This window comes from Actinomyces naeslundii (assembly GCF_001956585.1).
Classification (GTDB): domain Bacteria; phylum Actinomycetota; class Actinomycetes; order Actinomycetales; family Actinomycetaceae; genus Actinomyces; species Actinomyces naeslundii.
Map to the genome: position 1 here is coordinate 42,276 of NZ_MSRR01000017.1, position 8,511 is coordinate 50,786.

At 64.7% G+C, this 8,511-nt stretch carries 7 protein-coding genes; all 7 read left to right on the forward strand.

All coding sequences use genetic code 11. The features are described 5' to 3' along the window. The first annotated feature begins 195 nt into the window (after positions 1 to 195). Positions 196 to 2,280 carry a polysaccharide biosynthesis protein gene (locus BKH33_RS08470; protein ID WP_003782561.1) on the forward strand — a complete coding sequence of 695 codons (2,085 nt, stop codon included), beginning with the start codon at positions 196 to 198 and terminating at the stop codon, positions 2,278 to 2,280. Next, a complete protein-coding gene (locus tag BKH33_RS08475; protein WP_003782565.1) occupies positions 2,280 to 3,491 on the forward strand; it encodes a DegT/DnrJ/EryC1/StrS family aminotransferase in 1,212 nt (403 codons plus the stop codon). The genes BKH33_RS08470 and BKH33_RS08475 overlap by 1 nt, the downstream gene beginning before the upstream one ends. Positions 3,492 to 3,493: 2 nt before the next feature. Continuing rightward, the gene (locus tag BKH33_RS08480) at positions 3,494 to 4,174 is read left to right on the forward strand and encodes a sugar transferase (RefSeq protein ID WP_003782577.1); all 681 of its coding nucleotides are present in this window, start codon (positions 3,494 to 3,496) and stop codon (positions 4,172 to 4,174) included. Positions 4,175 to 4,205: 31 nt separating this feature from the next. Continuing rightward, a complete protein-coding gene (locus BKH33_RS08485) occupies positions 4,206 to 4,988 on the forward strand; it encodes a glycosyltransferase family 2 protein (protein WP_003782591.1) in 783 nt (260 codons plus the stop codon). Between the two features lie 64 nt (positions 4,989 to 5,052). Further along, the gene (locus BKH33_RS08490; protein WP_043539217.1) at positions 5,053 to 6,204 is read left to right on the forward strand and encodes a glycosyltransferase; all 1,152 of its coding nucleotides are present in this window, start codon (positions 5,053 to 5,055) and stop codon (positions 6,202 to 6,204) included. 9 nt (positions 6,205 to 6,213) lie between these two features. Next, positions 6,214 to 7,320: an EpsG family protein gene (locus tag BKH33_RS08495; RefSeq protein ID WP_003782588.1), complete on the forward strand. Its 1,107-nt coding sequence runs from the start codon at positions 6,214 to 6,216 to the stop codon at positions 7,318 to 7,320. 107 nt (positions 7,321 to 7,427) lie between these two features. Then, positions 7,428 to 8,511, forward strand: a 1,084-nt coding sequence (locus tag BKH33_RS08500) for a lipopolysaccharide biosynthesis protein (protein WP_076142693.1), incomplete at its 3' end; no start/stop codon positions are given.

Here is an 8,511-nt window from a genome sequence, read left to right on the forward strand (position 1 = left end):
CTGCTTCGGTGATTGCAGTCGTATTCTCCGTCCGTCCAGCGAATCAGTTAGTGCTGTTCGCCCATCCGCAGATTGAAACCCTGATGACATTTGAATTCTGTCGCTCCTGCCGGTGCGCATCGCTTGATCAGAGTTCCTCACTCACAGGCGGTATGTCCCTTACCCGTCGGCTGGCACAGTGGAGTGTGACGACCCATGGCTGAAACGCGTCAGTACTCCTCCGGTGCGACAAGCCGTCCCGACGAGGGCGCCGGGAACCGGGAGCCGGACTCGGAGCTGCTGCCGCCACGCGCAGCCGAGGGACAGGAGGCGCTGGCCTTCTCCGGCGCACCTTCGTCGGTCGGATCCGGGCCCGTGCAGCAACCCGCTCGTGGACCGGCGTGGGTGAACCTGCCCGTGTGCCGGATCGAGCCCATCGCCCTGATGGTCGTCGACGTCCTGGCCACCTATCTGGCCCTGTACTGCGCTGCGTGGGGGACCACGAAGTGGGCGACGGCCACGGGGGCGACCGGTGGCCTGTTGGCCATCGGCGTTCTCGCAGTTGTCAACGTCGGGGTCTTCGCCGCCTTCAAGATGTACAACAGCCTGTGGCGCTACGCCTCGATGACCGAGGCACTGCGGATCCTCTACGCGACCATCGTCGGCTCGGCGTGCGGGGATCTGCTGTTCTCCCTGGCCTTCGACGGTGGGCTGTCGGTGCGCTCCTACGTCATGGCCTGGGCGCTGCTCGCCATCATGGCCGCCGGGGCTCGTCTGGCCGTGCGAGCCCTGTGGAGCAGTCAGGTGCAACGCAGCGCTCGAGCGGGAGCGCACGACATCCGGCCCCGCACACTCATCGTCGGAGCGGGACAGACCGGTTCGCTGACCATTAAGCGCATGCATCTGTGCGATGAGGACATGTGCGGTGAGCCGGTGGCCCTGGTCGACGACGACGTGACCAAGCACGGTCGCCACGTCCACGGTGTCAAGGTCCACGGCTCCTGCGAGGACATCCCCCGAATCGCCGAGCAGTGCAGGGCCGAGCAGATCGTGCTCGCCTGTCCCTCGGCTCTGGCCTCCGAGCGCCAGCGCATCCTGGCCATCTGCCTGAAGACGGGGCTGAGAATACTGACCCTCCCGAACGTGCGGGACCTGGCCCAGCAGGACGATGGAAGGATCGCCCTGCGGGAGGTGGAGATCTCCGAGCTGCTCAGCCGCGATGAGGTCGCCTTCGACACCATGAGCATGGGCTACGTGCGCGGAGAGGTCGTTCTGGTGACCGGCGGAGGTGGATCCATCGGCTCCGAGCTCGTCCGTCAGCTCATCGAGGCCCAACCACGCCAGATCGTCATCTTCGATGTCTATGAGAACACGGCCTACGAGCTGCTCCACGAGATGCAGTCCAGGGCAGCCGAGCAGGGAGTGTCCCTGTCGGTCGTCATCGGCTCAGTGACCAATGAGCGGGTCGTCCGAGACTGCTTCGAGGCCTACCGGCCCAAGGTCGTCTTCCACGCGGCGGCGCACAAGCACGTCCCCCTCATGGAGGACAACGCCCGCGAGGCGGTGGAGAACAACGTGCTGGGCACCTGGATGGTGTGCCGTCTGTCTGAGGAGTTCGGCTGCAGCCACTTCATCCTGGTCTCCACCGACAAGGCCGTGAACCCCACCAATGTGATGGGGGCGACCAAGAGGCTGTGCGAGCTGGAGGTTCAGGCCCTGGCCGGTACCAGTCGCACCACCGTCTTCGCCGCCGTGCGCTTCGGCAATGTGCTCGGCAGTCATGGCTCAGTCATTCCGCTGTTCAAGCGGCAGCTGCGGGCAGGCGGGCCACTGACCGTGACAGACAGGGAGATGACCCGCTACTTCATGACGATCCCGGAGGCTGCCCAGCTGGTCATCACCGCAGGCTCGATGTCTCGCGCCGGAGAGATCTTCATCCTGGAGATGGGACGGCCCGTACGGATCTACGACCTTGCCGTCAACCTCATCAAGCTCTCAGGCCTACGGGTCGGACGTGACGTCGAGGTGACGTTCACCGGGTTGCGACCGGGCGAGAAGCTGTACGAGGAGCTGCAGATGGACGGCGAGGACCTGCACCCCACCGAGAACAAGTCCATCCTCGTCTCCACGGCGCCGCCGCCCACGCTGCAGGAGGTGGAGGACAAGATCGCTCGGTTGAAGGACTGTCTTCCCGAAGGGAATGACGAGATCAAACGGGAGCTCGCTCGCGCGGTGCCCACCTACCAGCCGCGCTTTGACCACGGTTCAAATACGTCGTCGACGATGAGGAAGGCTGGCTGATGCGCGTCGATTTCTCACCCCCAGACATCACCGATACCGAGTGCCAGGAAGTCCTGGATGCGCTGCAATCGGGCTGGATCACCACGGGACCCCGGACGAAGAGCCTGGAGAAACGGGTCGCTGAACGCTGCGGCACCAGCCGAGCCGTCTGTCTGAACTCCGCAACGGCCTCGCTGGAGCTGACCCTGCGGGTGCTCGGCATCGGTCCCGGAGACGAGGTGATCGTTCCCGCATACACCTACACGGCCTCGGCCTCCCCGGTCGTGCACGTCGGCGCCACCCCGGTCCTGGTCGACGCCGGTGAGGCCGACGGCGGTTACGGGCTGGACCCCAGCGTCCTGGCAGGGGCCATCACACCGCGGACCAAGGCCGTCATCCCGGTCGACATCGGTGGACGCATGTGCGACTACGCGGGGCTGCGCGAGGTCGTCGACAGCCGGCGCCACCTCTTTGCCGCGAGCGGCCCGGTTCAGGAGGCACTGGGACGTATCGCCCTGGTCGCCGACGGCGCCCACAGCTTCGGTGCCCGGCGTGACGGCACGCCCTCGGGCAGCGCCGCCGACTTCACGACCTTCAGCTTCCATGCCGTGAAGAACCTGACCACCGCAGAGGGTGGCGCGGTCACCTGGAGGCCGGAGCTGGGGCTGGACGAGGATCTCTACCGCCAGTACATGCTGCTGTCCCTTCACGGGCAGAGCAAGGACGCCCTGTCCAAGACCCGTCTGGGGTCCTGGGAGTACGACGTCGTCAGCCCCGCCTACAAGTGCAACATGACCGACGTGTGCGCCGCGATCGGTCTGGCGCAGATGTCCCGCTACGACTCCATGCTGGAGCGCCGGCGCCAGATCATCACCCGTTACGACCAGGCCCTGGCCCCGGCGGGCATCACGTCGCTGCGGCACTACGAGGACGGGATCGTCTCCTCCGGGCACCTCTACCTGGCGAACCTGCCGGGCCTGGACGAGGACGGGCGCAACGCGTTCATCGAGCGCATGGCGAGTGCGGATGTGGCCTGCAACGTCCACTACAAGCCGCTGCCCCTGCTGACCGCCTACCGGGACCTCGGTTATGCCATTGAGGACTACCCGCGGGCCTTCAACCTGTACGCCAGCGAGGTGTCGCTGCCGCTGCACACCTCCTTGAGCGATGAGCAGGTCGACTACGTCATCAGCTGCGCTCTCGAGGCGCTCGCGGCAGTGGGCCGATCGTGAGGATGCCTCCCTGGGAGGACCTGCCCCCCACCCTGCAGACTGAGGAGGTGCGCCCCTACTACGAGGCGCTGTCCCGTCGCGGACTGCAGCTGCGGCTCAAGCGTCTGCTCGACGTCGTCGGAGCGACGGTTCTGTTCGTGCTCCTGGGGTGGCTGTTCGTCATCCTGGCGCTCCTCATCAAGCTGGACTCTCCCGGGCCCGTGTTCTTCCGACAGCGACGGGTCACCCAGTTCGGGCGCGAGTTCCGGATCGTCAAGTTCCGCACCATGACGTACCGGCCTGTTGCCCCGGGCGACCAGATCACCCGGGGGGACGACCCTCGGATCACCCGGGTCGGTGCCGTCCTTCGCCGGTACCGCCTCGATGAGATCAGCCAGCTCATCGACATCCTGCGCGGCACCATGAGCTTCGTGGGTACCAGGCCGGAGGTACCCGACTACGTCCGTCAGTACACCCCGCAGATGCGGGCCACCTTGCTGCTGCCGGCGGGAGTCACCTCCACGGCCTCCATCGAGTTCAAGGACGAGGCCCAGATCCTGGCGGCCGCTCCGCCGGGCCAGGACGCCTACGTCACGCAGGTCCTGCCGGCCAAGATGCGCCTCAACCTGCGCGATGTCCGGGACTTCAGCATCGGACGGGACCTGCGGATCGCTTTTCGGACGATCTTGGCGGTCGCCACATGAGACGTGAAACGACGACACGTAAGGAGCAGCCATGACAGCAGGCGCAGAGCGAGGCCGTGAACCGGATTCTGAGCTGGTGTCGATCATCATGCCGACATACAACTGCGGCGCCTTCATCGGTGAGACCATTGCCTCGGTTCAGGCGCAGACCCACTCCCACTGGGAGCTGCTCGTCGTGGACGACTGCTCGACCGACGACACCGCCGAGGTGGTGGCGGCCTTGGCCGAGAACGACCCACGCATCCACTACGTGCGCCTGGAGACCAATAGCGGTGCCGCCATGGCTCGCAACCGAGCCATGGAGCTGGCGCAGGGACGCTACATGGCCTTCCTCGACTCCGACGACCTGTGGCATCCCGACAAGCTCAGGCGCCAGATCGATTTCATGACCTCGCGCGGCGTGGCCATGTCCTGCACCGCCTACGCCCAGATCGACGAGCAGGGCGCGCCCACCGGCAAGATCGTGCGCAGTCCGGCTAGGACCAGTTACAACCGGCTGCTTCTGGACTGCCCGGTCGGCAACTCGACTGTCATGTACGACGTGGCGCGCCTGGGGAAGTTCGAGGTGCCCAACATCAGGAAGCGCAACGACGACGCCCTGTGGCTGCGCATGCTTCGCACCGAGCGCTACATCTGGGGTATGCCGGTGGTCCTCATGAGGTACCGGCTTCGCTCGGGGTCTGTGTCGGCGAATAAGCGGAGCCTGGTCAAGTACCACTGGACGCTCTACCGCGACATCGAGCACCTCAGCGTCCCCCGCTCCGTCTTCCACATCGGCGTGTGGGTCCTCATCAAGACCCTCAAGGTGAAATGAGGACATGCATTCACAAAACAGTCAGTTCCCCGGCCGGGCCGGGGCCAATGGAGGGAGACTGCCAGTGAGTCAGAAACAGTCAACGGCTCCGCGGGACACCGAGGGCGGACCCCTGAGAGTCCTGCAGATCAACTCATCGATCTCTCGGCGCTCCGGAGTCATGAGCGTGCTCATGAACTACTTCAGGCACATGGACCGCTCCCAGGTCGTCTTCGACTTCTTCTGCTTCGCCACGCCTGACGAGACCAACCGTGCGGAGATCGAGTCGCTGGGAGGGCGCTGCTACATCATCAACGCCGGAGGCAGCATCGGACACATCCGATCAGCCCTGGCGCAGCTGCTGGGCGAGCACGCGGGACAGTACCCCGTGGCACACCTCCACGACCCCATCCTGTCGCGCTTTCTCTACCCTGTGGCGCATCGCCACGGGGTTCAATCCTTCGCCGTGCACTCTCACGCGACCGCCTACTCCGACTCCCGTCTGCGAAGCGTGCGCAACTGGCTGGTCTGCCGCAACATCGGTGCCTACTCAGATGTTCGCCTGGCCTGCTCTCGGGCGGCCGGCGACTTCCTCTTCGGTCGTGGCAGATACGAGGAGGTGCCCAACGCGATCGATGTTGAGACCTACCGGTTCAAGGAGCCGGTGCGTGCGGACGTGCGAGCCCGGCTGGGGCTGGGCGATGCACCGGTTGTCGGCCACGTTGGTCGCTTCAGCGAGCAGAAGAACCACCGCTTCCTCATCGACGTCTACACCGAGCTGGCGCGTTTGAGTCCCGAGGCGCGTCTTATGCTCATTGGCGACGGCCCTCTACGACCGGGCATCGAGGAGATCGTGGCTGAGCGCGGTCTGACGGATCGCGTCCTGTTCCTGGGGGACAGGGGGGACGTCGCAGCCCTCTACCAGGCCATGGACATGTTCCTCCTGCCCTCCCTCTACGAAGGTCTGCCGATGGTAGGAGTCGAGGCGCAGTGCGCTGGGTTACCGCTTGTGTGCTCCAAGGAGGTGACCGACGAGGTCGCGATCGGGGAGGCCACGTTCCTTTCGCTTGAGAAGCCGGCGAGCCAGTGGGCTCACCACGTCAGCCAGGCCCTCGAGCGGGGCAGAGACCTGGGTCTCAGGGCGCAGGGTGAGGAGATGACACGCACCGCGGGCTTCGATATCACCCACGAGGCCGACCGGCTCGCACACCGGTACCAGGCGCTGGCGGAATGGTGATGCCCGAGCATGTGGATTCACTTCGCGCTATTCGCCACCCTTCTCCTGCCCGCAGCTCTGCTGGGGCTGCGAGGTCGCGCCGGCCGTCGCGGCTCACCGGTGCTCCTAGGGGTTGCCTTCGTCGCCTTCGTGGCCTTCTCCTCGTTGCGAGCCGTGAGTGTTGGCAACGACACGGTCGAGTACCATCGCGTCTTCGAGGCGATCAAGGCGACTACATCCCTCCAGGAGGCCTTCACCGTCAGCCGCTTCGAGTACGGCTATGTTCTCCTCAACTACTTGGTCAGTAGGGTCACGCAGAGCTTCAACGTTCTGCTGCTCATCATCTCGGTGTTCGTCTACGGCTCGGCCTTGCTTTTCATCAAGCGGTATGCCGCCAGCTACTCCTTGGCGGTGCTCTTCGCCTTCGGCATGTCCGTCTTCTACGACTTCATGCTTTTCGCTCGGCAGGGCGTCGCGGTGGCGATCTTCCTGCTGGCCGTCCCTGCGCTCATGGAGCGCAGGCTGCTGCGCTACCTCCTGCTCATTGCACTCGCAACCCAGTTCCATACGAGCGCGGTGCTGCTGCTCATCGTCTACCTCGTACCAGTCATGAGACTGAGCACCTTCGGGGACTGGCTCAAGTGGGGAACGCTCATCGGTGCCAGCATGTTCTCGCTGAGCTGGGTGATGAACTCCCTTGCGGCTTCCTCCGCCTATTACGGTCACTACCTCAACACCGACTATGCCGACGGCGGAGTGAGGTCGGCAACTGTTCTCCTTATCGCTGTGCGCGTCCTCATCATGCTTCTGGCTGCGACCTGCGGCTGGAACGCCGCAGTGGAGACCGACCCCTCCGGACGCACCCGCAACCTCCTGGCCCTGGCGGTAGCGGACATCGCCATGGTGACGGTGTCACTGGGCTTCAACCTCGTTGATCGTCTCGAGATGTACCTGACCCTGCCCTTCGTCGTCGGTCTGGCGAATATCGCCGTGCGGGGCCAGAGACCTGAACGCTCCTACGTCAGCGCCCTGCTCGTCGTCATCGCCTTCGCGGCTACCACGATCTTCTTCCTGTACCGCCCCGACTGGTACCACCTGTTTCCCTACCGAACCGTCTTTGAGAAAGGGGCCCCGTGATGGAGTCTGTCCATTCTGCGCGTTCGGGTAGAACCGGTCCCAGTGATCTGAGTGGCGGCTGCCGGCAGGAGGAGCACGACTCCACCAGACGTGGAAGGCGCAGCTCGGTGTTGGCGAACCACAAGAGCCGTATCGCATTCCTGTTGGGCAATACCTTGGTGTTCGCCTTGGGGGGTCTGGCGGTTAAGGCGGTCTCCCTGGTGCTCATGCCGTTGTACACGACTGCCTTGACGGCTGGTGAGTACGGGACGGCTGAGCTGCTCAACAGTGCCATTGAGATCGTGCTGCCGCTGCTCTCCCTGGGGGTGGTCGAGGCCCTCTATCGTTTCTCGATCGATGATGACGTTCCCAAGGATGAGCTCTTCGCTAACTCCCTGCTGGTTCTGGGTAGCGGCATCGTGTGCACTGGGGTGCTGTGCTCTCTGGCTAGTGCTGTGTGGGGCATGGGGCATGTGGTGTCCTTCTTCGTGTTGTTCTGCTCGGTGTGCGTCTTCAAGGCCACGACCCAGCTTGCCCGTGGGCTGGGCCACGTGCGCCGCTTCGTGGCCTACGGCCTCATCAACGCGCTGGCCATGGTCATTGCCACCTACCTACTCCTATTTCGCGCGCACTTGGGTGTCGACGGTTACCTGTGGTCCTTCACCATCGGCTACCTCGTGGGCGGCCTCGCCGCGTTCCTGGGGTCGGCCGAGTACCGGCTGCTGGTGCCCTTCCGGGCTGATCGGGTGCTGCTGCGCCGGATGCTTGTCTACAGCCTGCCGCTCGTGCCCAACCTGCTGTCATGGTGGTTCGTCAGCGTCTCAGGACGGTACGTGGTCCTATGGCACAGCGGTGTCGTGGCTGCGGGGCTGTTCACGGCGGCGAGCAAGATGCCCGCGCTGGTCAATATTGTCGCCTCCGTGTTCCAGCAGGCATGGCAGTACTCGACGGCCCGTGAGATCGGCTCTCCCGATCGGGGCGCGTTCTTCGGCGCCGTGATGAGGGGCTACTCCCTGGCGACCCTGTCGGCCGCCGGGCTGGTCATCGCCCTGAACCGACCGATCTCCCGACTGATGCTCCAGGCTGAGTTCTCGGAGGGCTGGCGGTATGTCCCCCTGCTCATGCTGGTCGCATCCTTCGGGGTCATCAGCATCTTCTTCGAGAGCTTCTACCAGGCCTTGAAGAACAGCGGCGTTCTCATGGTCTCCACCA

What these genes read in the sequence shown, in the direction of transcription:
- BKH33_RS08475 (WP_003782565.1), top strand. Translation starts at nt 2,280, where the DNA reads ATGCGCGTCGATTTCTCACCCCCAGACATCACCGATACCGAGTGCCAG.
- BKH33_RS08495 (WP_003782588.1), top strand. Translation starts at nt 6,214, where the DNA reads ATGTGGATTCACTTCGCGCTATTCGCCACCCTTCTCCTGCCCGCAGCT.
- BKH33_RS08480 (WP_003782577.1), top strand. Translation starts at nt 3,494, where the DNA reads ATGCCTCCCTGGGAGGACCTGCCCCCCACCCTGCAGACTGAGGAGGTG.
- BKH33_RS08485 (WP_003782591.1), top strand. Translation starts at nt 4,206, where the DNA reads ATGACAGCAGGCGCAGAGCGAGGCCGTGAACCGGATTCTGAGCTGGTG.
- BKH33_RS08470 (WP_003782561.1), top strand. Translation starts at nt 196, where the DNA reads ATGGCTGAAACGCGTCAGTACTCCTCCGGTGCGACAAGCCGTCCCGAC.